Genomic DNA, 25,357 nt, shown 5'->3' on the forward strand with positions numbered 1-25,357 from the left:
TCATAAGCCGATGTACATGAATTTCCGATTTCGGCGCTCGCCGACCTCATCCCATTTGTGCGCACCTTGGTACACATAGATACCCAGGTTCTGTCTGGACACGGTTCGCACCGCAAACTCCGGCACGATGATTCCGATATGCCCCCTTACCGCGACCATCGGGTTCTGCCGGTCCGTCTCGCTCTGACCGTATCCACCTGGATGCGTATGGATATCTGCAACCACTGACACACCTTGCTCACGACAGAGCGCCCAGAGACGTCCCATATGGCAACCATCGATATGGACGTACCCACTATCGAGTGCATGCGGATCGATATCGTCATACATCACGAAGCTCGTTATCGTGCGCACCTCGCCGTCGATATCGCCAAGCAGGAACGCGCCACTCTCCCTTCGTCCATCGCTGCGTTGCCTAAGTGCACGCACCAATCGATGCCACAGCCGAACGTCGCATACCAACCTATGCTGCGGCGACCAAAGGCGGCGATTCAACTTATTGAAAGTAGGTCTGATACGCTTTTGGGGCCTGCAGATTCTCTGATTAACGTGTCTGTTGGGGCCACTAACGGGCATGGCGTGCCCAACTGCATTCCTGATGCTCCCGCTCGATATAGTCGGCGTGGTCCAGGAGTGCGGGGATCAGTGAAGCCCGATATCTGCCACATCGGAGGAGCGGATGGGCGTGACCTGACGGGGCTGGCGAGCGTAACTGAGGATGGAATGGTGGCCGCAGTGAAGGGCACCAGCATGGCAGTTCCTCTGGCGGCAAAAACGTTGGCACAGCTTGATTTGGAGTTGGGGCTGGAGGCTCGCCGCGAGATCGTGCAAGCACTTTTTCTTCACAATACATATTTTCCAGCGCCGCTACGTAATTTGAAGGCTCGACGTGTGGGGCGAGGGCTGGTTGGCTTTGGCTATCCGCGTCCGACTTCTGAGACGCTGATATTGAATCGACACACATTCGGTGTCGTTGTATGTGACAGTCTAAAGAAGGACGATAACTGCGTTATCGATTTCAGATGGCCGCGCGAACTCGTCGATGCCGAAGGGCGCTGCAGAGGGATTGCGCGCCTCACGTTGGTCTACTCGCCGCCACTCGACTTTGATTATGGTGCTGAGGCGGCACGTATCAGTCTTGAACCCTCGCTGCGTCAACGAGAAGACGAAACGCAACCTCGTGACTTCAGCGAGGACGACGAGGAGGAAGATGAAGAGTCTGAAGATGCGACCAAGGTGGGCTGGATCGGGCGAATCAAGCCGGTTCATTCGCGTGGATTGAAACGAACTTCTCGTGAATCTGCCCTGCTGTTGGATGGACTCAAATGGAGTCCGGTCAAGGTGTTGGAGGGAAGTTTCCGTGGTATTGGGCGGTCTGCCGAATGGCGCATGACAGTCAATTATGTCGCTCGGAATCAAGTCGAGTTTCCCAAAGACGGTGTTCCGTTCGCGGCAGTACTGACGATCACTGATCCTGACGGCAAAGCTAATGTCTACGAGGATCTTAAGCAGGAGTTGGTTGTGAATTCAGCGACCGTGCTGAATGACATCCGAACTGCGCTTCGTGTGCGTCCGCGGACGTAGGATTTGATTTATCGGATAGATAGAAATGGCGTCTAACACCCACAAGTACATCATCATGGCCGAGACTGTTGAAGGTTCGGCGTTTGTCGGTCCGTTTCAACGTTCTAGTTTTCAGGGTGGAGGTGTCACGGCCCTCCTTCGTAGAGCATTTTCGGCCGGTGCAAAGATTCCTGTTACGTCGTCCGCGGTGGATGACGTTGCGATGCTCGAGTTGACCGACGACCAGGCGCGCACGTTCGAGGCCGCCAACGGAGCGATCAAGCTACATCCAGTTCGAACTTATCGTCTTGCAGCGATCGAAATCGACCGCGTGCTGATGTCGGCAGGACCGTATTCCTTTGGAGTCGTACCGCCGGCGACGAACAGCCCATTTCGCATTCGAGTGCAGGGACCTCATGGTGAACCTGTTGCGAACGCCGCGGTCCTTGTTTGTGAGTGGGGTACGAATAATCTCTTGCAGGGCAAGACGGATGCAACCGGACATGCAACGATCCCCACAGGAATTGGGCTTGCCAATTTTGTGAAAATCACGCCGTTTGCTGATTTCTGGGGGCAATCCAAATCGGGGGTCATGGCGACACATGGGCCTGTTGTCTTCACGCTTGACGCGCTTGAACCGACGTATGTCGATTGCTTCAAGTTTCATTATCCGGAGAGTCATTCGCGCCAGGGCGCGACGCAATTGGGCCGCCGGGTCAAGGTTGCAGTGATTGACACGGGCGTGGACGACCATCCGGATCTTGGCAATGTCATTGACCGCATTTCTCATACGCAGGCCGACGACGCGGACGACCTGGGTGACAACGGCACTGGGCACGGTACGCATGTTGCCGGAATCATCGGAGGTTGCGGGCGTATGAGAGGGCTTGCACCCAATGCAGAGTTGATGAGCTTTCGCGTGTTCGAGCGTGACGCGGTAGAGGCTGACACTTTGTACATATTTGAGGCTGTCCGCAATGCAGTGGATCGTGGCGCAGATGTCATCAATTTGAGTCTCGGGCAGGAAAAAGTCGACGAGGTGCTTGAAGAGGCTATTAAATATGCTGAAAGGAACGGAGTGTTAGTTGTCGCGGCCTCGGGCAACGATGGGCACAGTGCTTCCGTATTTCCCGCAAGCTATCCGGAAGTTGTTTCGGTCGCGGCCGTTGGTCGATCTGGTACATTCCCGCCTGGTTCAGTGCACGCGGGTTGGCCTAAGCGAGTTGAGGGAACTGACTCGAACGATTTTGTGCCCGCGTTCTCGAACCATGGAAAGGTCGAACTGGCCGCGCCTGGCGTCGCTGTCATATCGACCGTCGGTGTTGGCGGCTATGCTGCAAAAGATGGGACGTCAATGGCGTGTCCAGTGGTCTCAGGTTTCGCGGCTTGGTTGTTGGAGGCCGCACCTGAGTTGTCAGGACGAGTTCGCTGCCCTCAGCGCCTCGCGGACCTGAAGGCGTTGCTGTACAGGACGTGTAATTCGCTCGGATTCGATAAATTTGACGTAGGGAATGGGTTGCCTCACTGATTGGAGGTCCGTCATGAGTCGATATTTGCTGTTTTTCAAGGGATCCGGTGACATCCCGCAGGACGACCTTCGGATCATTCGTAATCATGCTGGAGTGACGGTTTTGGACGTCCGACCGTCCAAGACTTTGGTGCTCGAGCTGGATGGTTCCGCCGGAGACTTCCTTGTGGACGTGGGCAAGATGAAAGATTGGGTTGCCAGCGAGCAAAGAAAGTACAGATTGAACTAGGGTTCTCGTATCGAAGGCGGAACAAGTCACAACTGTAGCTGTGCGTCGAGTTTGGCATACTCCGTCCGTTGACGAATTGCGAGGGGTGCACAAACTGGACGAACAGTGTAGATCAGTCTACGTGGATTAGACATATGAAGTACCAGCGTTCTGTGGCAGGTGGGCTAGCGCGCGTGTGCGATGCGGATTTTTTTGAGATTGTGATTGGTCAAGCGCGGGAGATTCTGCGACATGAGTTCCGGCACCGTGACAACTGCGGGCGATGCATCGACATAGACCACGTCGCTGCGTGCTTCGCTGAGCCGCTGCTATGGCTAACAGACGGGCTGCCGAACCAGTCGACCTGTAGGAGCCTCGCTCATGCGTAAAGCATCTAGGAGGGCATGCCGAACATTGAGCAAGGCGCAACTCTTGCCGCTGCCTCCTGTGCATGTGCGTCGACTGTCACTGAAGAATCATTGTGCGCTTGCTTCATTGCGGGACGGCCACGGTAATGTTGACGGAATCGCGACGCTGTCGAATGTACTGGAATTGGCGTTTCAATTGTGCGACGACAAGGACGTGACGCCGTACCGTCAGGCGCAGGTTGCACTGAACGCATGTGTTGAGCGAGCAGGGCGAGGGGGCGCATGGTCAGTTAACGGCGCAGACGAAAGCTGGGCGATGGACTTTGTCGCTGACGCGCTGGTGCATGGCCGACGTATTCGCATGTTGACCATCATCGACGCGTGGAATCGCGAGTGCCCGCACATCGAGGTCGACTTCTCGCTGACGGGCGTTCGGGTCGCGCGCGTGCTGGAGCAGCTACGTCAGCGGGGACGGCAGCCTAATCTGATTCAGGTCGACAACGGGCCAGAGTTCGTCAGCAAGGCGCTCGATGCATGGGCGCACGAACATGGCGTCAAGCTGCAGTTCATCCGTCCAGGTAAGCCGGTGGAAAACGCGCACATCGAGAGCTTCAACGGACGGTTGCGCGAAGAGTGTTTGAACCAGCATGCGTTCGTCAGTCTCGACGATGCACGCACGAGAATCGAAGCGTGGCGCACGGACTACAACTCGGTGCGCCCGCATAGTGCCTTGGGGCAACTGGCGCCGGACCAATTCCGGCAACTGCATCAACCTAAAAACGGCGAGCCCACTAACTTACGAATGGTGTATTCGGCGGGGTAAGGTCACTTTGGCTCTCGATCTTGCACTGATGGGGGAGACTGCTTCTTCAAATGATCTTGTGCAACTGAGAGATGCGTTTCGAAGACTGATGGGACCACTTGCCGACCTTCGGCTATGTAGTAACCCGCTGTGGCAAGCAATGCTTGACCAACATCGGACGTGCTGCTGCCGCAGAGGACGGGGCTGGTAACTAGTGCTACCGGAATGAGGTCTGACCGACTCCGTTAAGCCGTCCGCAAAGACGCTTTCCGCAGTCACCGGTGGTGGATTAAGGCTCGGTTGCTGCAGTTGTCAATCGATTAGATTCGTTAGTTGTTGCTCTAATTGGCGAATCCGATAGCATGAGCTCTGCTGAGGCCTTGGCTATCATTCCGCGCAGCTGCAATTAGCGGTGGCTCGATAGGCCGCGGGCCAGAAGTGGTCCGCGGTTGCCAGGATGAAAGGTGTAGAGTCTTACTCTTGAATGAGGAATCGATTGCGGTTCTTCGCGTCCTTGATCCATGCCGGCGCACGACCGCGGCCAGACCAAGTTGCCCCCGTCTTTGGATCGAGATACTTGGCGGCAACCGGCGCCGCTGGCGTCCGTGCAGTACGGCCTCGACGTACTCCGAAGATGTCCTTTTCTGTGATCCCGAATTCCGCAACTTGAGCGCGAATGGCTTCGATGATGGAGTGGAGTTCCGTGAGGCGAGCTGCTTCTGCTTTCTCGGCCAGCGCGTCCATCTGAGCTTTCAGTTCTTGGTACGTTGCCATGAATCCTCCCTTGGTTGTGCTACACATATGATAGCCCGTTCGTTGTCGAAGATGGCATGACTACTGCGCTATTTTTCAGCCTTAGGTAACCGCAATTTGTTCCCCCTGTCGCAGAGAACTGCTCCGCTCCCCATCAATCATCGTTGCCATTGCCTCCAATCAACGGCGCTGAGTGATAGCCGGATCGTTCGCCTGGCTGCTGTCCCTTCGATATCGTCGAGGGGCAAGCTATAGACGCGGCATTTGCTCGATCGGTGCGCACTCCTTTTCCTTGGCGAGCGATGCGGATAGTCATCGATGATCGTTAGCACCGGAACGGCGAATTGAGTGGCTCCGTCACTTTGAGGCACACGGTATTGTTGAGTGAAAAATAATCAATAAATGATGATAAAAATGTAAGAGTAACGAGGTGTGGCGGAGCGTTATGACATGTCAAGAATCATCGTTATTTGGTTGTGTTGTATATTTTTCGTAAAATCTTTAGTCTATGTTAATTGATTTTTCGTCGCCTAATTTTAATAATTTGATGTGCTAAATATTTTGTCGTGCACGTTGGTATGTTCCACGCTTCAAAGAGAATTTTCCACCCAGACTCAGGATGTCGGCTCACATCAAGCTCTGCGTGAAGTGACTCCAAGTCATCGTTAAATTTTCGGTAAGCATCCCATCCGTACGAAAATTCGTGTTTAAATCGACGATCAGGTTGCCGCCCAGAAAGCTGATGTCGAGCGATACCGTTTTCGAATCGATTCTGCTTCTGTAGATACCGTCTGAAGCTATTTTTCATCAAGATGGAAAGGCGCGATTTTGGGCTGGGCGCTGCCGTCGGGCGCTTAATAGGAATTTGCGGTTCGAATTCAAGTAGGTAGTGGCGCAGTGGTCCGCAAATATAGTTGAACACTGGGTCGCCTGCATACGAAGTGGAATGCAGAGAGGCAATCAAACGTGACCTCTCTCGCTGTTCTACTGGCGACGCCTGCTCGAGAATGGATAGGCGGTAGAGTGCCCAAGCCCGGATATAAGAGAGCGCCGGCATGCCAGGGAGGGGTTCTTCTATCAGAGACAGGATGCCTCGAACGAATTCCACTGAAACGGTGCCCTTGATCAGTTCCCAGATCGGCGAAGTGGACCATAGGTAAGCCGTGACTCCGCCGGGTAGCGCGCGCACGGTTCCGGTCAGATCGTGCCCGTACTTGCCCCGCCGACCTGAACTCGGCTCGCGTTCGCCCCGTAGATATTGATAGACGATCTTGCTATTGCGCTCAGCGTGGCAGCTCGACTGATTTCCGCGGATTGTTCGACCTCTATTGAACAAATTGCTCAGCCATGAGGCAGTTCTATGTGTATAGGTAACAGCCGCCGCGGCATATGCCATCCCGCGTAGCCCACCCAGCCGAAGATGCTTCGGCACTTTCCTTTTTTCCTGCACATCGTCTGGCGGGGAAAGCAACTTTCGCCAGTATCGAAATCCGTTGCATGACAAGGAATTCATATGCTTAACCAGGTCAGAGGAATGTACCGGAATACACCATTGCACTCTAGTGGAAACCACTAGAGATGTCCGCCGGATTTAGCTTTCCGGAACGGCCCCATTTCTTATGTACGTTTTTTTGCTATTTGCCTCATGTTCACTAAGCTGCCCAGCTATGAAGGTGCGCCGGACTTTTGCCGGTGATGGTGGGATTGCATTGTGCATCACTAATAGGTACCGATTAGGACGCGGAGGAATCGCTATGGACGGACCATAGATTGAGAAGCTGATAGGAAAAAAGGCCTTCGGGCGCCAACCCAAAAGGCCTTTTTGGAACTGATCGAATTGCGAAATCGACAGTCCCATCCTAGTCAGCCCCTCCCATAGAGTCAAGCGAGCCCCGATTTTTTTTGAAAAATCGTGGGTGGCGCTCGTCCCAACGTACGCCGAGCTGCGCACACATCAAACGCTGTTGTGCCGATCAGCGTTTCAAAGTGTTTGGTCACCGAGGTAGCACGTCTCTGGAATACGCCACGTGCTGGCTCGTCGACTTACGCCGCGCTTCGATACTGGTAATGGAGGGCATCATCATGTCCGATGCACGCGAAGTTCATACGAATCCCAACAAGCCGGTAAGGGCCAGAGGTCTCGATCCACAATGGGAGGAAGGGCGCCTGTCCCAAAAAAACAGGGACCGTTACATCAAAGAGGGACGTGGCATGGGTGAGATGAGTACCTATGTGCCGGGCCGGACGCTCAGCGAATTGCGCGGCATCGGTCGTCTGCACCGGTTCTGCTGTAGCCGCTGCGGCGGACGCCAGGTTGTGCTGGCTTCGGATTTGATCTTGTCCACTTTTCTGAAGCGGCATTGGGACCGTCGAACGCAAGAACTGCGTGAATATTATCCAGTATTGGATGTTGACGAGACAGCGCGTATCGCTCGCTTCTTAGGTGTAAAGCATCCGACGTATAGGGACCGCAGTCCATGCGTCCTGATTACAGATTTGATGGTCAGCAAGATCGACTCGCGCGGCTGCAAGTGGGTCGCAATTGAGTCGGTTTCGGTGTGCAGGCGTTCGATCGAGGCTTCCGTAAAGCGATTGATTCTGGAGGAATATTGGCGGCGCCGAGGCATTCCACTGCGTACGGAGTACTCGGCGGGATTGAACGACTTCTACGCTCGAAATCTCTGGCAGCTCTTCGGGATTAGCGAGCAACTTCTCGCATACGGTCTCGGTGAACGCGAGCGGATTGTGCAAGAGGCCGTGAGTCGACGATTGCGTTGCTGCAGCTACACATGGATCTTAGACGCCTGCTTCTATGTGGCCAGTGAGTGTGATTTCACGAGAGCCGAATGCGTGCGAGCAGCGCTTCAATTGATCGCTAGCCGTAGGATTGCTTGTCGCCTTGATGTGCCCCTTCTGTTGAATCAACCGGCGAGCTCTGTCCGAATTTCGAGCGGACAACAGGAGATAAGACACAGATTCCCGGGTCGGGAATCCGATTGTGCCAAAAATGTCCGAGCGACTTGGCAAGGAGCGCGTGGTATTAGCACTGAAAGACGAATTCCCGATAACGACGCTCTCAGTAACTGGGAGGCATCGTCGAGCGCTTCGCGTGAATTAATTCCTGACCGGAGGTGATATGAAAGCCAAAGGGCATCGCTTCGTATTGCCGGCGGTTGGAGAACTGGTGTGCGATAAATCAGACGGGAAGTTGTATCGAGTCGTGCTCGCCGGCAGCGGAGGCCCTGACGTCGCGCTGTGTCATGTATTTGGTAGTCGATTGGAGATAAAACACGTCTCCATCGAGGAGTTCCTAAGGCGCATAGCGCTTGACTATCAAAACGAGGATCAGTTTGTTCGTGTAGAGGACGATCCTTTTGATGCATACAAGCGAGTCATAGCTTGTACCAAGGGACATGAGTCAAAGAGTGTGGAGAACTGGGAGCGAATCGAGGGGCTGGTGGAGGATCGCAATCTCTTCAAAAGGTTATTGTACGCTGGTACGACTCGGAAGTTGATTTTTGAACAACACGCTAAGGCTCAAGGCGTCAGTCTACAGTTGATTCGGCGACTACATCGTTTCTATCTGCAACGAGGCATGACTCCGTTGTCGGTGGCTAGCAGCCTTTGGCGATGTGGTCGAATGGAGCAACCGGCACGTTTCCGTGATAGTGATGACGTAAGCGCAAAAATTAAGCAAAGAATCTTTACAAAACGCCCGGGTCGTCGATCGTCCGATGGCGGCCATTACGCAATTCCTTCCGAGCTACTGAACCGACTCCTGCAGCAATACGTTGACATCTACCTGACCAGCAAGGAAGGGCCTTGGCAAGTTGACATTCCCAACAAGCTAGCTAAGCGGATCAAGTGCAAGATTCCGGACGCGCGCTTTCCGGCACGTCGTACCGCTCAAAAGGCAAAGCAACGTGGAGAGTCAAAACGTAGAACTACTCGACAATGGCCGCATGCGCCACCGATGCGCGACGGTCCACGCCGGCGCCAAACCATGCAAAGGTTGGTGGACCATCTGAACTATGTTTGCCGTTGCACGAGGGAAGTAAGGGATGTCACGGGGCAAGTTATCACTCTCGAGCTGGCTCCGTTTGAAGAGGTCACGGTCCGGCAGTTCCAAAACTATTGGCTAACGCGGGTTCCGGTTGTTGTCCGCAAGCGCCGCGCTATGGGGGAGCGGAAATACGCACTAACGGGACGCCCGAAGCGTGGGCATGCGCTACAGCATAGTGTGGGGCCTGGCACTGCATACATGATTGACGCCACGGTCGCGGATGTGTTTCTGGTATCACGATATGACCGAACCGTTGTCGTAGGGCGTCCCACCGTCTATTTAGTGATGGACGTTTGGAGCCGCATGATTGTCGGTGTTCTTGTCACCCTCGATCCGCCATCGTTTGCGGCAGTAGCGCTAGTCCTCGAGAACATCGTTACACCCAAGGACGAGTTTTGTGCACGGTACGGTCTTCAGATCGATCCAGGGCAATGGCCTTGTCACGACCTTCCTGGAAACGGCATGTCGGCCGATCGTGGTAGTGACTATATGAAGATTGAAGCATGGAAAAGAGTCAACCATCAATTGCATCTACCGATCAGCAACGTCAAGGCGCGCGATCCATTGATGCACGCGTTGATGGAGCGCAGGTTCGGCACCATTCCGGCTCATTTCCAGCGAGAAAGTTTTGGTGTTGTGGAGAAAGACGCGACCGCCCGTGGGGCCCCTCACTATGCATGGGATGCAACCGACACGCTCAGCGAGTTCACTAAGAAATTGATAAGGGCCATCCTCGTCTATATTCAAACGCCTATCGGGCGGGAAGGCGCGGAGCCAGACATGATCTTCCAGGGCATGGCGGATACACCACTCAATCGATGGAACTGGGGCATGGAAAATCGTACAGGGTCGTTGCGTCACCATTCGCTAGACGAAGTCCGTATGGCGACCTGGCCACATTCGACCGCCCTACCTACAGAGCGTGGGCTTCTATGGCAGGGGGTGTATTACACGTCTCCCTATATCGAAAGCACGCTCATTCATTGTTGGGGGCGAGACGCTCGTGAACCAGTACCAATTCAGTTCAATCCAGGTGACATGTCCCGCATCTTATTGGAGGGGAAGGGGCGCCTTGAGTACGGCTATCAAGCGGGAACCAACAAGCAGATGCCAGGCGATGTTGACCTTATGGAGTGGAACATCCGAAGTTTGATCGACCGTGCAAATTCAAGGCGAGAGAAGCGGAAGATGCAGCCGCAACGAGTGATGGAAATTCTCAATAACGCAGAGGAAGGTCGGAAATCAAAGAGGGAGCAAAAGGTGGCTCTGAAACACGCGGGGCTAACCCATCCTGAGACAGTCGGGATGCGTGAGGCTCGCGAACGAGAACGAGATGCGAGCAGGAGATCGAAGGGACCACCTCTGACGAAAAAGCGGCGTGATTCGAGCCAAGAAGAGGATCAGGCCACATCGGATATCGAGGCTAGCCTTCGTCGAAATGTGCTGGATTTGCTCGGTGACTAGAGGGGTAAAAATAAGAATGACATGATGATGGGGGGGGTGAAATTCCAACATAGTAGAAATTTATCAATTAGGAGTACTATCATGAAAGGCACAAAAAAGTCTAATTCGAGTGATGAATCATATCGTGATGTTCCTCTTGATCTGGCAGGGGATGATATTTTTCTAAATGTTTGCCCGTCTGTCGAGGCGGTTTATCATTCGTCAAGTCTGGAACTGCAGGAGCACGGTGAAAATCCTCTGATTCTTGCATTGCCACCATTCGGCCCAATGAAACCGATTCTCAATGGAATGGCGGCGGCATTTAACGTACCTCACGCCCAGCTCTATCGAAATTGGCCGATAGACCGAAAGATTCTTGCCATCAGTCGCATCTCTCAGGTGCTAGTGCTACAGGCCGAACTGGTGGAACTGCTGAGTTGGCTGCACACCGCGATCCGGCATCGCTACTCCGGTCTAGTACCGACCCGCTCCCTGAGGAAACGAGCACAAGAAAACTATGCGTTAGTACAGGCGGGCTCCCCTCGGCCGATCTGTCTTCCGGGAGATTCCCACGCGCTCAGTAGATTTGTCTTTGGCATTTCAGGAGCGGGAAAAACGACATTGGCGAAAATGGTACTGAGTACGTTTCCAATGATCGTTGAGCATCGAGAGTACGAGGGAGTTCCAGCAAGATTCGTGCAGGTGGTATGGGCTTTTGTTTCCTGTCCCGCCAACGGTTCAGTGCTAACTCTGATGAAAGGAATTCTGCATTGGTTCGATCTATACCTTGGAACGTACTATGTCGAGGAAATATCATCTAGATCCAATACGACAGATTATATTTTAAAGGTTGAGGATGTGTTGCGTCGCCATTTTGTAGGTGTTTTGGTGATTGATGAAATTCAGTTTGCCTTGAAGGCGGCAGATAAAACACAACTGATCGATTTTCTCACGAATTTACTGAATAGTAACAACTGTACGTTCATCTTGCTCGGGACACCCGAGGCTCGCGAGTACATGGTCCGGAGCTTTCGTACTACTCGTCGTTCATCTGGTGACGGGGCTATTGAGATGGGGCCATTCTCCATGGGTAAGCTATGGAAACGTCTGGCAAGCGCGATTATTAGCATAGATTTTCTCCCGATTCCACCAAGTGATTCAGAAGAAATCATGAAAGTATTGCATGAAGTGAGTGCCGGATTGCCGGCATTTGCAAAAATGGCATGGAAGCTAACGCAGTATAGGGGGGTGCAGGCTGGGAGTAGGAGTGTTACGCCGGCGCTTGTTCGGGAGGCTGTCGAGGCTGGTTTCGGTCCAGTAGAAAATCTGCTGCAGGCATTGCGGACTAGAGATTATGTAACATTGGCGAAATGCGTAGACCTCGCAACTGCGGACGTCGAGGCATTCCGGGAGAGAGTGGCGCGTGAGAAGCGACGGCTGCAGATCGGTACGAAACTGGTGGATGATGCCTTTTTGGAATCATTCTCTGCCGCCGTAGCAGTGTTGATTGAAATGGGACGGTCAGAAATTGAGGCTGAATCTCTAGTACGTCGAATCCTGGAAACCGACCGCACGCTCTCATTTGAGGACGTGATTCGTCGAGCATTGTCGCCCGTTGACGCATCCCAGAGCGTGCCTATCAAACGGAAGGGGCGACCAAGAGTGATTTCTAGGAAAGTCTGATCGGTTCAGTAGGTGTTTCTCATCAGATAGGGCGATGGAGAATCGCATGACGGTTTTTCTCGATGAACCTTTGCCTGACGAGGCCTTGTTCAGTGTTGTCGCAAGATATCTCGAGGACGCGAAAGTGACGTCGCGGAGCGCATTTCAGAAGTACCCGTCAGGCTCGGATGCTGGCCTATTGACTGGTATTACACGTGGACTGGATCGCATAGCAACCGAAACGGCTATGGTATGGGGAATGAGCGTAGATGAAATTCGCGAGAGGTTGACGCTTTACCCATACTATGCCGAGTTGTGTGGTCCGAAACTAGGGGAGACCAGACAAGGTGGTTCTGCCAAGCAGCCGACATGGTTAAGCAGGGCAACTCCGGGTCGCCTTGGTATGAGACATTGCGAGGTGTGCTGGAAAGAGGATATCGCTTTTGATATTCCACGATATTGGCGGCGGGCCCATCAATTACCCGGTGTCCTCACATGCTTATTGCATCAGTGCCCGCTTAACTATAGCGGCTGTGGCGCCGCGCAATCATTGATTGAATCAGGTCGACGGTTTGATGTGGGGAATAGCATTAAACCCGTGGGTTCGTCAAATCAACAGGAGGCACGACGTAGATTTGCAATGCTCTCGAAAAATGTGCTAACCCGTCGAAAGAATGCTAGCCAGTATCTTGAAAGAGCGGCACGAATCGATTGTGCGCGAGCCATCGGATACGCGAATGGAAAATCCGTCGAATTCAGGGATATGATGGGGGATCTTACGAGGCTAATGGGTTGTGCGTATTTTGAAAGGGTTGGCGTATCGTTGCACAATGATTATTGGATACGCAGGGCGTTTTGGCGGACTAAGAGTGAATCTGGCAGTGCATTGAAATATTTGCTCTTGGAATTCTTGCTGCAAGAAAATGTTGGCAGAATTCGAAGACTGGTCACTCCAATATGCCCCAGGGCTGCATCGGTGGTCGATTTTCAGCATCGACTTTTAATTCGGGAGATCGGCGAATGTGAATCGCATTATATATGTTCGTGCGGTTTCTCTTTCATTTATTTCCATAACTGCCCTGAGGGCGCCGATGTGTTGAAGCCGACGCATGACGGTGTCGATCTAGCGATCGCGGCTGGGTATCTTATCGCGCGAGGATATTCGACGAATAAGGTGAGTCATCACTTGAGTGTTGAGAAGGAGCGGCTGGAAAATATGTTGAGAGTTCAACATGAGGTCGGCTCGTGGAGATGCCAGCGGACACGTGCAAAACACCTAGCGGCATGGATCGAACTCGTCGATCGTTACGTCGACGCGAATACGGCCCTGACGAACGACCGCGGTCACTGGTGTGTCGTCGCTGAACTAGCGCGCAGTTTGCCGAGTCACCTTATCCCATCAAGGTGTGCCTTTTCAAAGGGTACGGAGAATGGCGATCTATCTTGATGAGCCTCTAGACGATGAGCCGCTCTTTGGTGTCGTGGCTCGCTATCTTGAATCTGAGCCGACTAAACTACTGATACCGACAATACGTCGCCTGTTCGGGAGGTGGATCAGAGCGTCCTATGCGGCTGGCGGATTGGATTGCGTAGCTCGAGAGACAAAGGGGTGTTGGTGCCTGTCACCGACAGAGATTGCCGAGAGTATGACGGATTTCCCGTATTTTTCATCGATGCTCACGCCCGATCGAACAAAGCAGATCTTGGAGAGGACGTGTGGATTATCGCCTAATGGAGTAACAAAGGCGCGTCCGATAACGACTTGGACAAAACCCTGGCACGGACACAGATTTTGTCCGGTGTGCCTTCGCGAGGACAAGTTATCAGATGGATACCCTCATTGGCGACGTAGTCATCAGCTCCCTGGCGTAGTTGTCTGTCATTTGCATGGCGAAATGCTATGGGAGCTCGATAGATACGTCGACAATGGAACTATGGGATATATATCACCTTCTACAGCTATTCGACTCGGAGCATCGCGGATCAACATTCGATTGACTGGTTTGCAAAAGAAAAATTGTCGTGTGGTTGCTCAAGTTTCATCGGAGCTTATAAAAGGTGATCTCTCGATTAACGCTTTGATGTTTCCAAGTGAATTTTGGGATTTTATGGGCGAGGCGTCTCGATACTTGGTTGGCTTGAGGTATGGGGCTTGCATAGAAAGATTGATTGTGAATTGCTTCGGGAGTGATTATACAAATAAGCATACAATTATTCCGGAGTGGCGCAATTTTTTTATCAACTTGAATAAAATGGGGAATCCAATTAGAAAAGTAATTGCGCTGTCGCTTATGCGAATCGTTCGGGAAACCCCGCGCCTCGTGGCGAATAGATGTTTCATGGATATCTATAATTATTCAAAACCGGAAGAAATAAGGGTTAAGATGCCGCGTAAAAAGGTTCCGCATTTGACTTGTCCGAGTAAAATGGCACGGCACGGTGCTGGTCACGCCGTTAAAACGGCGCGTTGGGATTTGGATCGAGTACGTGCGGTGTGCGACTGCGGCATGCATTTTTGGTGTAGGGATACGGGGGCAGGATTCACGCCGGTGCGCATTACTCGATGGGGCCCAGATTACCGCAGAGAGGTGCTTCGATTACATGAACTAGGGATGAGGTGTCGAGTCATCGCTCACCAAATAAACGTACCAGAGAGAACTGTAAAACATTTCCTTTATATCAGCCGTTGAGTCGGCGCAGGCGGGGGGGCGATTGCATTGAGGGGCTAGGCAACACCAGGCGAAGCCGAGGTGTTTAAATTTTTACCGCGGGGCAGAGAAATCCATCATTGCCCTGTACTCTCCTGTCTTGCGATGTGTCCCTGTTTTACAAGGCTTCGTGATCTAACGTAGCTACTACCGAGTGCAGACTCTTGTGTGTTTCGCGATCTTTATCCAACTACATTGCGATTCAAGTGCCAACTTTCAGTGACATATGGTCGTAGTCAGGGAATTCCTGTTCCCCATGTTAACTGGAAATTCAAGTGTGGACATTTATGTGCGTTCACAATAGGTGTCGACGGGGATGACGGATTGCACTTTAGGGCGCAATCGCAGGGGGGCGGGTGCCTGGACAGCATGCGGGATCGGGCGCGCGTCGCTCGGTGAATGTGCGATGCCGGTATCGACGAGTTTGCAGGCGGATGCGATGTCGGGCTGGCAACGGGATGTCGGTGTGTCGCATCGCGCCGCACAGGTGAGGTTTCCTCATATCGGTCACGGCGCAGGGTGACCAGCGGGTGTCGTCGGCAACCCGAACAGCGTTTCGCGTCGCGCAAGCCGCTTGTCGTGGTGCCTGCCGAGCGCCACGAAGGCATGAGGAAAATTGATCAAATCAAGCAAAAAACATCAATTTTCACCAGACATTGTTCTACCCACAATGGCTCACCCGTCGGCAAGGCGAGTGCGGCAAGACCCGATGGGCAGCGGCTTTCATGCAACGCAGCCGCCATTCATATCGTCCGATTATATCGGAGTAGAAAGCAAATTGTCATCGGATTGCGATGCAGGAGAAAGCATCAGGGGAGCCCGTACGCCGCTGCGCGATGCGTGCGTCGGTGGGGAGTCACGACTGCATGAGCACGGATGATTCATACGGCGCGCACCGATCGCCGCCCGGTTTCTTTCAATTTGCCATCGACCTTCACGCGTATTCACTACCTTCAAGGAAAACAGCAATGCGCTTCTGTCCTCTTCGCCAAAGCGTCACCGGCGTTGCGCTCGTTGTCATGGCCGGGCTGCTGTCGTGCGGCTCGCTGCCGGCGATCGCGGCCGCTCCGGAACTCAACGTGTACAACTGGTCGGACTATATCGCCAAGGACACGATCCCGAACTTCGAAAAGACGTCCGGCATTCACGTTCGGTACGACAACTACGACAGTGACGACACGCTTCAGGCAAAGCTCCTGGCCGGGAGTTCGGGCTATGACATCGTGGTGCCGTCGTCGTTGTACATGGCGAGGCAAATTCAGGCCGGCATGCTTCAGAAGCTCGACAAGTCGAAGATTCCCAACCTCAGGAATCTCGATCCGGTCCTGATGAAAATGATCGCGGATGTCGATCCGGGCGCGCAATACGGTGTGCCTTGGGCCTTTGGCACGGACGGGATCGGCTACAACGTCAAGGAAGTGAAGAAGGCGCTGGGCGACAACGCACCGGTCGACAGTTGGGCACTGGTGTACGACGTGGACAACGTGTCGAAGCTGAAGCAGTGCGGCGTATCGTTTCTCGATCAGGCCGCCGATGCATTCGCAACCGCGTTGCAGTATCTGCACAAGGATCCGAACAGCGCGAATCCCGCGGACTACCAGGCGGCCTTCGACTTGCTGAAGAAGGTGCGCCCCTACATCACCCAGTTCAATTCGTCGGGCTACATCAACGATCTCGCCAACAACGATGTTTGCGTGGCGATCGGCTGGTCGGGCGACGTGGGCATTGCGCGGCGGCGTGCGGCAGACGCGAAGCGTTCCTACGAAATCCGTTTCTCGAACGTAAAGGAAGGCGGTCTGATGTGGTTCGACATGATGGCGATTCCGAAGGATGCGCCGCATCCTGAAGCGGCCATGAAGTGGATCGACTATATCGAGGACCCGAAGGTCAACGCGGCGATCACCAACGAAGTGTTCTATCCGACCGCCAACCGTGCCGCTCGGCCGCTCGTCAACCCGGTCGTCTCGCAGGACCTGAGCGTGTATCCCCCCGACGACGTGTTGCGCAAGATGACGCTGATGAAGCCGTTGCCGATTGAAATCGTCCGTCTCGAGAACCGCCTCTGGGCGCAATTGAAGGCGGGGCGCTGATCGTGCCGAACAGCGCGATGCCGGCACGCGCCGGTTGCCACGCGGACTGAACCCGCAGTCATGCCAGGTTGCCTGCACCGATAGCGAGCGGGCGCATTCCTCGAACACCACCCAGCTTGTGAGCCGCCCGGTGCGCCTCGCACGGGGACGTTCGTGCTCGCGCCAGCGGAACGACCGGCTTGCGGCAGCCCGGCCCAGACGGCATGAACCACGATAAAAAACACGGAGACGCTGTATGAGAAGAAAACTGATTGGTCTGCTGGTGGCGGGCTGCCTGCCCGGCGTCGCGGCAGCAGGCACCTTGTCGGACCAGATCCGGGCATTGCAGGCGCAACTCGACGTATTGCAGAAAGAGATGGCAGGACTGCGGGCGCACGCGCCGGACCGGCCGGCAGCCGCCGAGCCTGCACCTGCACCGATCGATCCGTCATCGCCCGGCTATGGCAACGCGCAGGCGACGCTCACCAACGACGACGTCACGGCCATGAAGCAACAGCTTGCCGTTCAGCAGCTGAAGGTGAACACGCTCGAGGACGCGGCGAATACCGGGCCGATTGCCGGTCTCTCGGTGACGGGCTACATCGATCCGACCTACGTGTACAACCGTGCGCAGGGCAGCTCGTCATTCCTGTTCGCGAATCACGAGAATACCGGTGGTTACTTCAACAGCACGTTCGGCGATCTGTACCTGGACATCAAGAAGACCTTCGGTGTCGGCCCGATGGCGCCGTCCGCTGAAATCACGCTGATGCCCAATCGAGGCAACGGCATCACGCTGATGCAGAACGAACGCGGTCAGATCGGCAACAACATCCTGAATACGGCAGTCGTCAGTGTTCCGCTCACGGGCACGACGACATTCGTCGCGGGCCTGATGTCCAGCTTCGGCGGCTACGAAGTGCAGCAGTCGAATCAGATGCTCACGCTGACCCACAACCTGCTGTACGACTTCTCCGATCCCGGCAGCTATGTCGGCCTCGGTGCGAACTATACGAAGGGCAGCTGGACGTGGAAGTTCCTGCTGGGCAACGAGCAGTACCGGACCAATGGCGCCATTACGCAAACGGGAACCAATGCGCTGGGCGACCCGGTCACGACCAGCAACAAGATACCGTCATTCACGGCACGCGCCGACTATGCGTGGTCCAGTGCGCTCGATATCGGCGCGTCGTTCAACATCGGCCGGCAGACGTTGCCGAGTGCCGTCAACCCCGCAACCGGTGCCGTGAGCTATGGCATTGGCGGTCAGGCGCCGAGCGGCTTTGGCGCATTCTTCTTCTCGGAAGCCGATCTGACTTATCAGCTTGCAGACGTTCAGTACAACGCAGAAATCGACTACGGCCAGCAGCAGAACGCCGCGTTCAATGGCGGACAGGCGCAATGGTATGGCGTGTCGTTGCTCGCGCATCGGAAGTTCAGCTTGCCGGGTGTCGGCAGGATGGGCATGACGCTCCGCTACGACTTCCTCGCCGACAGCAAGAACGGCGGCGGTGGCGGCGGTGTCGCGCTGAATGGCCAGGGACGCGACCCGTACAACGGCTTCGGTATCGGCGCGGACTGTTTCGCCAATTCGCAGGCGAGCGGTGGAATGGGCCTTCAGTGCAAGGGTTCGAACCGTCAGGACGTCGCGCTCGATCTGCTGTTTTTCCCGACCGCCCAGATCACGGTGAAGGTCGAGTACCGACACGACTGGGCCAACAACAAGGTGTTCCTGCGAAACGACGGCTCGTACAGCAAAAGCAACGACCTGCTCGCGACGCAGTTCATCTACTCGTTCTAGCGCCGCATGACGCGCTGCCGTGCCGGCCGACGGGGATTCCCGTCGGCCGGACCCACCCAGTTGGCTCATAGCTCATGGAGATGCGATGAAAGACAAACGTACCAGGCTGTCGTGTGTGGAAACCGGGCGCGCGCCGCTCACCCGCCGCGGTTTTATCAAGGGATCGGCGGTGCTGCTCGGCGCGTCGTGGGTAGGTGCGCTGGCGGGATGTGGCGGCGAGGACGCGCCGGCGAATCCCGCGGCGATTCGCGCGTCCACGCGTCAGGCGGTCAATCCGTCGGCATATCTGCTGCCGGGCGAGGATGCGCCGCACACGGCGACGTACATGGCATTTGCGTCGGGTTCGGAAGGCATCTGGACGCCGCTCACCGCGCAGAGCACGGATGCGGGCATCGACCGGGTTCGCGCCGATCTGATGGACGTCGCGAAGGCGATCGGCACCTACGAGCCGGTCAACCTGCTGGTGTTGCCGGTCGACCTGGGCGCCGCTCAGGCGTTGCTGGCGACGGCAAGCGGCGCGAACCCGGCGATCCACGCAAACTATCTGGCACGCGGAGCAGGCGTGGGTGGCGTCAACCTGATCGCGCTGGCCAATGGCTTCGACGATCTGTGGACGCGTGATACCGGCTGTGTCTTCGTGAAGGATACGGCCAATGGCAATGCGTTGTGCGCGGTGAACTTCAACTTCAACGGCTGGGGGAATGCGAACACGGACGGCGTGAACCTCAATGCGGGTATGACGGTGCCGCCTGACGTTGCGGCGGGCAGCAACCGGTCCAAGGCGGGCAAATTCTTCCAGCCGTTCGCCAGCGATCGCACGCTGGCCGGATGGATGGCGCAGGCAAACAACGCGACGCTGATCCAAAGTACGTTGACGCTGGAGGGCGGGGCGATTGAATTCGACGGGGAAGCGACGGCGATCCTGACCGAATCCGCCGTGCTGCACGTCAGCCGCAATCCGCAGCTGTTCGATATGCCGGAGGGGGTCGTTGGCAACGCGACCCTGCTGCCGACTGCCCGGGACACGGTGCTCGCGGAACTGCAGCGTACGCTCGGCGTGCAGAAGATCATCTGGATTCCCGGCACGGCGATCTATCCGCAAGGCTGCGGAGCCGGCGGGCAAGGTGGCGCGTCCACGCCGGCAAACGAGACCGACATCACGAACGGGCACGTCGATTTCTACGCGAAGTTCCTTTCGCCCGGCGTCGTCGCGTACTGCTATGACGCGTCGAATTCGATGGGAGAGCGGGCGCTGAGCGAGGCCAACTGGCAGCACCTGAACAATCAAACGGACGCAAGCGGAAGGACGCTTCAGTTGATCGAGCTGACCACGCCGGCCAAATATGGAACCTCGAACGGCGTGACGTTGAACGAGAAGCAGCTGACCAACTTCGCGGCCGGCTACATCAACTTCTACAAATGCAATGGCGCGATCATCATGCCGAAGTTCAACGACGCATCGGCCGATTCCGCCGCGCTGACGGCGATCCAGCCGTATGCGGGATCGCGGGATATCGTTCAGGTGGATATTCTCGGCATTGCGTCAGGGGGCGGGGGCGTGCACTGCGCGACGCGTGAAGTTCCTGCCTAGGGCGGCGTCCTGCATGAAAGACCCGACGGTCGGATCGATCGTTTGTCCGGACCGGGCCCGGGAGACTGGAAGTCGTCGACCTTCCTGCCTTCCGGAGCCCGGCCGGGTGAACCGGCGTGACAAGGTTCGACGCGCTTTTGCAGGTCGACTCGACAAGGGGCACCTCAATCCGGCTGAGCCTTTCCCACGATCTCGTACCGCCCCTGCGTCGCATCGACATGCGCGACCGTATCGAGCACGCGTATCACGGGCGGAAAGCCGTACACGCGCTCGACCATCGCCTTGTATTCGTCGCCGTGCCAGCGCGCGGCGGCTTCGCGCGTGCGCCACACGTACACGCCGCCGCCTTCGTGCGTTGCCGCGTCGTAGAAGTACCACTTGTGCAGCAGGTCCGGGTTCACGGCCCATTTCGCGGCAGTCGCCTCATAGCGCGCCCGCAGCGTGGGCAGGTCGACGTCGGGCTGCAGCTTGAAGAAGACGATTTCGGTGATCATGGCAGCGCCTCCATTCGCGAATCGCGGGGATGCCTCCGGGGGCTTCCGGGTCAGGCTGCGGGCCCCGGGAGGCGCCGTTGCTCAGTACGGCGACGGCCGGTTTTCCGTGCGCCACTTGAGATCGGCCGGCGTGCCGGGCCGCGGCGGGCGCAGCCCCTCGATCGTCCACAGCCCGAACGGCGTTTCGCCGATATGGATTTCCCAACGCAGGCCGCGCTCGCCGATGAACGGTGCGAGACGCTGGCCGACATGCTGCATGAACCGCGCCTGCTCGGCGGGGTCTTCGATCTGCCGCGCAATGTGGTCGACCCGGATCCGCACGAAGTCGTCGGTCGGCTTGCCGCCGATCAGGAACGATGCGCTCGGCAGTGGCTGGAACAGCACGTTCACATAAAAGCGCGGCAGAAACCCGTCGTAGAAGCCGACGATGCGCTCGGCGATCTCCAGCTTGTCGGTGTCGGTATAGGCGTGTTCGGGATGGTAGATGTTCCAGAGTGGCATGTGTGTTCCCCGGTTCGTGAAAGAGAGCAGGTGTGGCCTCAGATTGCGCTGTAGCGCGCGGCGGGCTGGCCATCCCGCGTGACGGCGTGAAGGAGGTGGCTGCGCGCGCCGTCGAACTGTTGCCAGGCGCCGAGATCGTGGAGCGTCGGAAAGCACACGGATTCCTCGTGATCCAGTGCGTGCAGCGCGGTGTCGACGAGGGTTTCAGGCGACATGAACAGCGAATCCGGGAACGGCGCGGCTGCGTTGCCGAAAAACTCCGTACGCACCGGCCCCGGCATGACGGCCTGAACCGCGATGCCGCGCGGCGCGAGCTCGGCGTGCAGCGAGCGCGTGAAATTGAGCACGTACGCTTTCGAGCCGCTGTATCCGCCCGCGCCGGGTACGGGCATCAGCGTGACGATCGATCCGATGTTCACGATCGTGCCGCGTCCGGCTGCACTGCAGCGGCGCGCGGCCGCGAGCGAGAGCCGGGTCAGCGCGAGTACGTTGACCCGGATCATCGCGTCGACGGCGGCCGGGTCGACCGATGCCGACAGGCCCAGTGCACCGACGCCGGCGGCGTTGACGATGCCGGCGAACTCGACGGTGCCGTCGATCAGCGCCTCCACCTGCGCGACGCCGTCGTGGCTCGACAGGTCGGCGGCGACAGCCTGCACATCGCAGCCATATGCGGACCGGAGCCGGTCGGCGAGTGCCGCGAGTCGGTCGCGTCGGCGCGCAACCAGGATCAGGTCGTAGCCGCGAGCGGCGAGACGGTCCGCATAGACGGCGCCGATACCCGATGACGCGCCGGTGACGACGATCACGCCTCGATCTTCTTGCTGCATGTTCAAGCCTCCAAGGGGTGGACTGACAAGGGTTCTCGTAACTCTTATTATCAGAGTAATTGGCGGGCGACGCGCCGTCAAGCGTTGCCGGATGCGATACGATTACCGCCGCGCGCGCCGACACGGGCTGCGCGTCGAAGTCAGGAAAGGTGATTCGCGATGAAATCCAAGAGTTTTGACGGCATGACCTGTTCGATCGCCAGCGTGCTCGACGCGCTCGGCGATCGATGGAGCACGCTGATCGTGCGCGATCTGGCGCTCGGTCTGGCGCGTTACGACGATCTGCGCCAGTCCACGGGCGTGACCCATGCGACGCTGTCGGACCGGCTGAAGGCGCTCGAAGGCAGGGGGCTGATCGAGCGCAGGCTGTATCAGTCGCGCCCCGACCGGTACGAATACCATCTGACGCCGCGCGGCCGCGACATCGGCATCGTGCTGATGGCGCTCGCGCAGGTCGGCGATGCCTGGGGGCAGGCGGAATCGAAGGCGCCGCCGCTGCGTTTCATGGAGGCGCGCTCGGGGCATGCGGTGCGGCTGGCGGTGGTCGATGCCGAGACGGGCAGCCCGATCGACCTGCCGGACCTGCGCGTGGAGGCCGGGCCCGGCGCGGACGAGGTCATGCACTGGCGGCTCGAGAAGACGCGCGCGCGGCGCGGCGAATCGTGACGCATGAATTGCCGCCGCGCAGCCGGGGCGCGGTTCATGACGGGAATCTCGCGGCGCCCGGTTCCGGCGGCAGGCGCAGCCCGTTCGCGAGGTAGCTGACGGTCCGGTAGAAGCCCGCGAGCATCAGCAGTTCGAGCAGCGCCTCGTCGCTGAAATGCGGGCGCAATGCCTGCCACAGGTCGTCGTCGATGTCGCACTGCCGATGCAGTGTGTCGCACAGCCGGATCAGCAACCGGTCCTCATCGCTCCAGCATGCGTCGTTGGCCGAGCCGCGGGCCAGCGAGCGAATCTGTTCGCTGTTCAATCCCGCGGCCGTCGAAAACACGGAGATGTGCACGCCCCATTCATATTCGGACCGGCACAGCGCGGTCGTGCGGTCGATGACGATCTCGCGTTGCCGGATGTCGAGGTGGCCTTTGTCCAGCAGGCCGGCGGCGAAGAACTTCGTGAACAGGCGTGCGTCGCGCGCCAGCGTGGTGAAGAGGCGCAACGGCGGGCGGCCGCGCATGATCCGGTCGAGCGACGCGGCGATGTCGGGGGCGAACGGCGGCACTGCGCATGCGATACGCTGAGTCATGTGAACTCCTTCGTGCTCGTGCTCATGGCGGGTGCGTGCGACTGCTCGCAATCGCCGATGGCGGAGTCGGTAGCGTAGGCGGCGTGCTTTAAAAAGTAAAGCACGAGGGATGAAAGTCCCCTCGACGCTGCGATGCGGCATGCTCACGACATCGCATCGATCCGTTGACGTTACACGATGGATGCTTTAAAAAGTACAGCATGACCACGCCAAAAATCGGACAACGCGTTCGCGGATCGAAGACGGGACGACCCATCATGGTCGTGCTGGATTTGCTCGGGCGGCGCACCACGCTGCGCATCCTGTGGGAGCTGCGCGGCGAGCCGCTCACATTCCGCGCACTGCAGGAAGCCTGCGAAACGAATGCGCGCCTGCTCAACACGCGGCTGGCCGAGCTCAAGGCGTCGGGCCTCGTCGAGCATGGCGAGGGCGGCTACTGCATGACCGCCGAAGGCCGGCGGCTCGAGGCGTCGCTGCAGCCGTTGCTGGGGTGGGCAAAACAATGGGCGAAGCGCGACCCGGACGGGTTCGACGCGGCCGATCGCGAGCAATCCGGTCAGGAACGCTGAGCGATCGACACGCGGGTGCGCTGCGCAATGTCATGTCGGTTCGCGCATCGGGCGCGAGCTACCTTCGTTTGCGGAGTCCTTTCATGTCGGTTCGGGCTGTCATCTTCGATTTCGACCTGACGCTGGCGGATTCGTCCGCCGCGATCGTCGAGTGCACGGAATACGCGTTGCATCAGCTGGATGCCGCCGGCGCGACGCCGGCGCAGATCGGTGCCGTGATCGGGCTACCGCTGCACGAGATGTTCCGCTCGTTGACGGGCGAAACCGAGCCGGCGCGGGCCGATGCGTTTGCGCGTCACTTCGTGGCGCGCGCCGACGAGATCATGGTGCACGGCACGCGCATCTATCCCGAGGTGCCGTCGCTGCTTGCGCGTTTGCGCGAGCAGGGTTTCGCGGTCGCGATCGTGTCGTCGAAGTTTCGCTACCGGATCGAGGCGATCCTTGCGCTGAACGAACTGCAGTCGCTGGTCGACGTGCTGATCGGCGGGGAAGACGTGCAGCGTCACAAGCCCGATCCCGAAGGGCTCGTGCTGGCGCTGGCGCGGCTGGGCTTGCCGGCCGGTTCGGCGATCTACGTGGGCGACCACGCGGTGGACGCGCAGGCGGCCGAGCGTGCCGGCGTGGCGTTCGTCGGTGCGGTGAGCGGGATGACGTCGTTCGATGGATGGGCACGCGCGGGCAAGCAGGCGGTGGCCACGCACATCGGCGAGCTGGACGCGATCGTGCAACGGATGCAGCGCGATCCGTCCGGAGTGTCGGGCTGACGCGCCGCGAGCCTGTCGATCGTCGGGATGTCGATGATCCTGACGATCCGCTTCCAGGGCAGTGCGATCGGCCCACCGGCGGCGCGCGGCCATCCCGGCCATGCGGGGCAACCGGATGCGATGTGGAACCGGCCGAATGAACCGCCTCCTGTAACGGTCCGGCAGCGTGCGACGGATTCTGCGACCATCGCCGTTTAAGTCATACCTGCCACTCGATCCGTCGCCATGTCACTCGTTTCCGTTGCCTTCGCCAGCCTCCGGTCGTCGCGCGTGCTGCCGGCCGCCCGAACCCTGTCATCCGCCATTGCGCTCGCAGCCGCTTGTGCCGTGCTCGGCGTGCCGGGCGGCGCGCGTCCGGCCGAAGCCGCCACCCCCACGCAGCGCGAACGACTCGAGG

23 protein-coding genes and 1 pseudogene are annotated in these 25,357 nt (G+C 57.4%); 17 read left to right on the forward strand and 7 right to left on the reverse strand.

All coding sequences use genetic code 11. The features are described 5' to 3' along the window. Positions 1-576: a Mov34/MPN/PAD-1 family protein gene (locus G3N93_RS06670; protein ID WP_241026435.1), complete on the reverse strand. Its 576-nt coding sequence runs from the start codon at positions 574-576 to the stop codon at positions 1-3. On the opposite strand from G3N93_RS06670, the gene G3N93_RS06675 reads away from it, so the two are divergent. The 4 genes from G3N93_RS06675 (at position 466) to G3N93_RS42410 (ending at position 4,490) form a co-directional block, all read left to right on the forward strand. Continuing rightward, the gene (locus G3N93_RS06675; RefSeq protein WP_241026436.1) at positions 466-1,584 is read left to right on the forward strand and encodes a S8 family serine peptidase; all 1,119 of its coding nucleotides are present in this window, start codon (positions 466-468) and stop codon (positions 1,582-1,584) included. The two genes, G3N93_RS06670 and G3N93_RS06675, sit on opposite strands and share 111 nt — an antisense overlap. A gap of 25 nt (positions 1,585-1,609) precedes the next feature. Then, a complete protein-coding gene (locus G3N93_RS06680) occupies positions 1,610-3,091 on the forward strand; it encodes a S8 family serine peptidase (protein WP_206121622.1) in 1,482 nt (493 codons plus the stop codon). Positions 3,092-3,104: 13 nt separating this feature from the next. Next, entirely contained in the window at positions 3,105-3,320 is a 216-nt protein-coding gene (locus G3N93_RS06685) for a hypothetical protein (RefSeq protein WP_206121623.1), read from the forward strand. Positions 3,321-3,680: 360 nt separating this feature from the next. Then, positions 3,681-4,490, forward strand: coding sequence for an integrase core domain-containing protein (locus tag G3N93_RS42410; protein ID WP_206132603.1), 810 nt, complete (start codon positions 3,681-3,683; stop codon positions 4,488-4,490). A gap of 453 nt (positions 4,491-4,943) precedes the next feature. Here the strand turns inward: G3N93_RS42410 and G3N93_RS06695 are convergent, their stop codons facing one another. Further along, entirely contained in the window at positions 4,944-5,243 is a 300-nt protein-coding gene (locus tag G3N93_RS06695) for an H-NS family nucleoid-associated regulatory protein (RefSeq protein ID WP_206121624.1), read from the reverse strand. A 490-nt stretch (positions 5,244-5,733) separates the two neighbouring features. Beyond that, complete coding sequence (locus tag G3N93_RS06700) at positions 5,734-6,654, reverse strand: hypothetical protein (protein WP_206121625.1); 921 nt, start codon at positions 6,652-6,654, stop codon at positions 5,734-5,736. A gap of 635 nt (positions 6,655-7,289) precedes the next feature. Between G3N93_RS06700 and G3N93_RS06705 the strand changes: the two genes are divergently transcribed. From G3N93_RS06705 to G3N93_RS06740, 9 genes and pseudogenes are all read left to right on the forward strand, one after another. Beyond that, positions 7,290-8,357 (forward strand): TnsA endonuclease N-terminal domain-containing protein, encoded by a 1,068-nt coding sequence (locus G3N93_RS06705; RefSeq protein ID WP_206121626.1) that lies wholly within the window; start codon positions 7,290-7,292, stop codon positions 8,355-8,357. A 1-nt stretch (position 8,358) separates the two neighbouring features. Then, positions 8,359-10,749, forward strand: coding sequence for a hypothetical protein (locus tag G3N93_RS06710; protein ID WP_206132604.1), 2,391 nt, complete (start codon positions 8,359-8,361; stop codon positions 10,747-10,749). A gap of 81 nt (positions 10,750-10,830) precedes the next feature. Further along, positions 10,831-12,411, forward strand: coding sequence for an ATP-binding protein (locus G3N93_RS06715; protein WP_206121628.1), 1,581 nt, complete (start codon positions 10,831-10,833; stop codon positions 12,409-12,411). A gap of 46 nt (positions 12,412-12,457) precedes the next feature. After that, positions 12,458-13,837: a TniQ family protein gene (locus G3N93_RS06720; RefSeq protein WP_206121629.1), complete on the forward strand. Its 1,380-nt coding sequence runs from the start codon at positions 12,458-12,460 to the stop codon at positions 13,835-13,837. Beyond that, a pseudogene (locus G3N93_RS42415) lies at positions 13,821-14,279 on the forward strand (TniQ family protein); the annotation flags it as partial. The gene G3N93_RS06720 and the pseudogene G3N93_RS42415, both read left to right, overlap by 17 nt. A gap of 114 nt (positions 14,280-14,393) precedes the next feature. Continuing rightward, on the forward strand, positions 14,394-15,080 hold the full coding sequence (locus tag G3N93_RS41475) for a hypothetical protein (RefSeq protein WP_241026437.1): 687 nt from the start codon (positions 14,394-14,396) through the stop codon (positions 15,078-15,080). Positions 15,081-16,066: 986 nt separating this feature from the next. Beyond that, the gene (locus G3N93_RS06730; protein WP_206121631.1) at positions 16,067-17,188 is read left to right on the forward strand and encodes a polyamine ABC transporter substrate-binding protein; all 1,122 of its coding nucleotides are present in this window, start codon (positions 16,067-16,069) and stop codon (positions 17,186-17,188) included. Positions 17,189-17,423: 235 nt separating this feature from the next. Continuing rightward, the gene (locus G3N93_RS06735; RefSeq protein WP_206132605.1) at positions 17,424-18,968 is read left to right on the forward strand and encodes a DUF3138 family protein; all 1,545 of its coding nucleotides are present in this window, start codon (positions 17,424-17,426) and stop codon (positions 18,966-18,968) included. A 19-nt stretch (positions 18,969-18,987) separates the two neighbouring features. Continuing rightward, the gene (locus G3N93_RS06740) at positions 18,988-20,559 is read left to right on the forward strand and encodes an agmatine deiminase family protein (protein ID WP_307873398.1); all 1,572 of its coding nucleotides are present in this window, start codon (positions 18,988-18,990) and stop codon (positions 20,557-20,559) included. A 164-nt stretch (positions 20,560-20,723) separates the two neighbouring features. On the opposite strand, the gene G3N93_RS06745 is transcribed toward G3N93_RS06740, so the two are convergent. The 3 genes from G3N93_RS06745 to G3N93_RS06755 form a co-directional block, all read right to left on the reverse strand. Further along, positions 20,724-21,053: a hypothetical protein gene (locus G3N93_RS06745; RefSeq protein WP_174937177.1), complete on the reverse strand. Its 330-nt coding sequence runs from the start codon at positions 21,051-21,053 to the stop codon at positions 20,724-20,726. An 81-nt stretch (positions 21,054-21,134) separates the two neighbouring features. After that, positions 21,135-21,554, reverse strand: coding sequence for a tautomerase family protein (locus tag G3N93_RS06750; protein WP_174937179.1), 420 nt, complete (start codon positions 21,552-21,554; stop codon positions 21,135-21,137). A gap of 38 nt (positions 21,555-21,592) precedes the next feature. Further along, entirely contained in the window at positions 21,593-22,384 is a 792-nt protein-coding gene (locus G3N93_RS06755; RefSeq protein WP_206132606.1) for an SDR family oxidoreductase, read from the reverse strand. 159 nt (positions 22,385-22,543) lie between these two features. On the opposite strand from G3N93_RS06755, the gene G3N93_RS06760 reads away from it, so the two are divergent. Next, a complete protein-coding gene (locus tag G3N93_RS06760; protein WP_174945836.1) occupies positions 22,544-23,050 on the forward strand; it encodes a helix-turn-helix domain-containing protein in 507 nt (168 codons plus the stop codon). A 34-nt stretch (positions 23,051-23,084) separates the two neighbouring features. On the opposite strand, the gene G3N93_RS06765 is transcribed toward G3N93_RS06760, so the two are convergent. Then, on the reverse strand, positions 23,085-23,627 hold the full coding sequence (locus G3N93_RS06765) for a carboxymuconolactone decarboxylase family protein (protein WP_206132607.1): 543 nt from the start codon (positions 23,625-23,627) through the stop codon (positions 23,085-23,087). Between the two features lie 257 nt (positions 23,628-23,884). On the opposite strand from G3N93_RS06765, the gene G3N93_RS06770 reads away from it, so the two are divergent. The 3 genes from G3N93_RS06770 to G3N93_RS06780 all read left to right on the forward strand — a co-directional run bounded on the left by G3N93_RS06770 (position 23,885) and on the right by G3N93_RS06780 (position 25,158). After that, on the forward strand, positions 23,885-24,196 hold the full coding sequence (locus tag G3N93_RS06770; protein ID WP_241022590.1) for a winged helix-turn-helix transcriptional regulator: 312 nt from the start codon (positions 23,885-23,887) through the stop codon (positions 24,194-24,196). Between the two features lie 83 nt (positions 24,197-24,279). Continuing rightward, positions 24,280-24,960 (forward strand): HAD family hydrolase, encoded by a 681-nt coding sequence (locus G3N93_RS06775; protein WP_174945832.1) that lies wholly within the window; start codon positions 24,280-24,282, stop codon positions 24,958-24,960. A 27-nt stretch (positions 24,961-24,987) separates the two neighbouring features. Next, positions 24,988-25,158, forward strand: a complete 171-nt coding sequence (locus G3N93_RS06780) for a hypothetical protein (protein ID WP_174986240.1) — start codon at positions 24,988-24,990, stop codon at positions 25,156-25,158. Positions 25,159-25,357: the final 199 nt, after the last annotated feature.

Origin of the sequence: Burkholderia sp. Se-20378, assembly GCF_017104665.1 — a bacterium.
Taxonomy (GTDB): Bacteria; Pseudomonadota; Gammaproteobacteria; order Burkholderiales; family Burkholderiaceae; genus Burkholderia; species Burkholderia lata.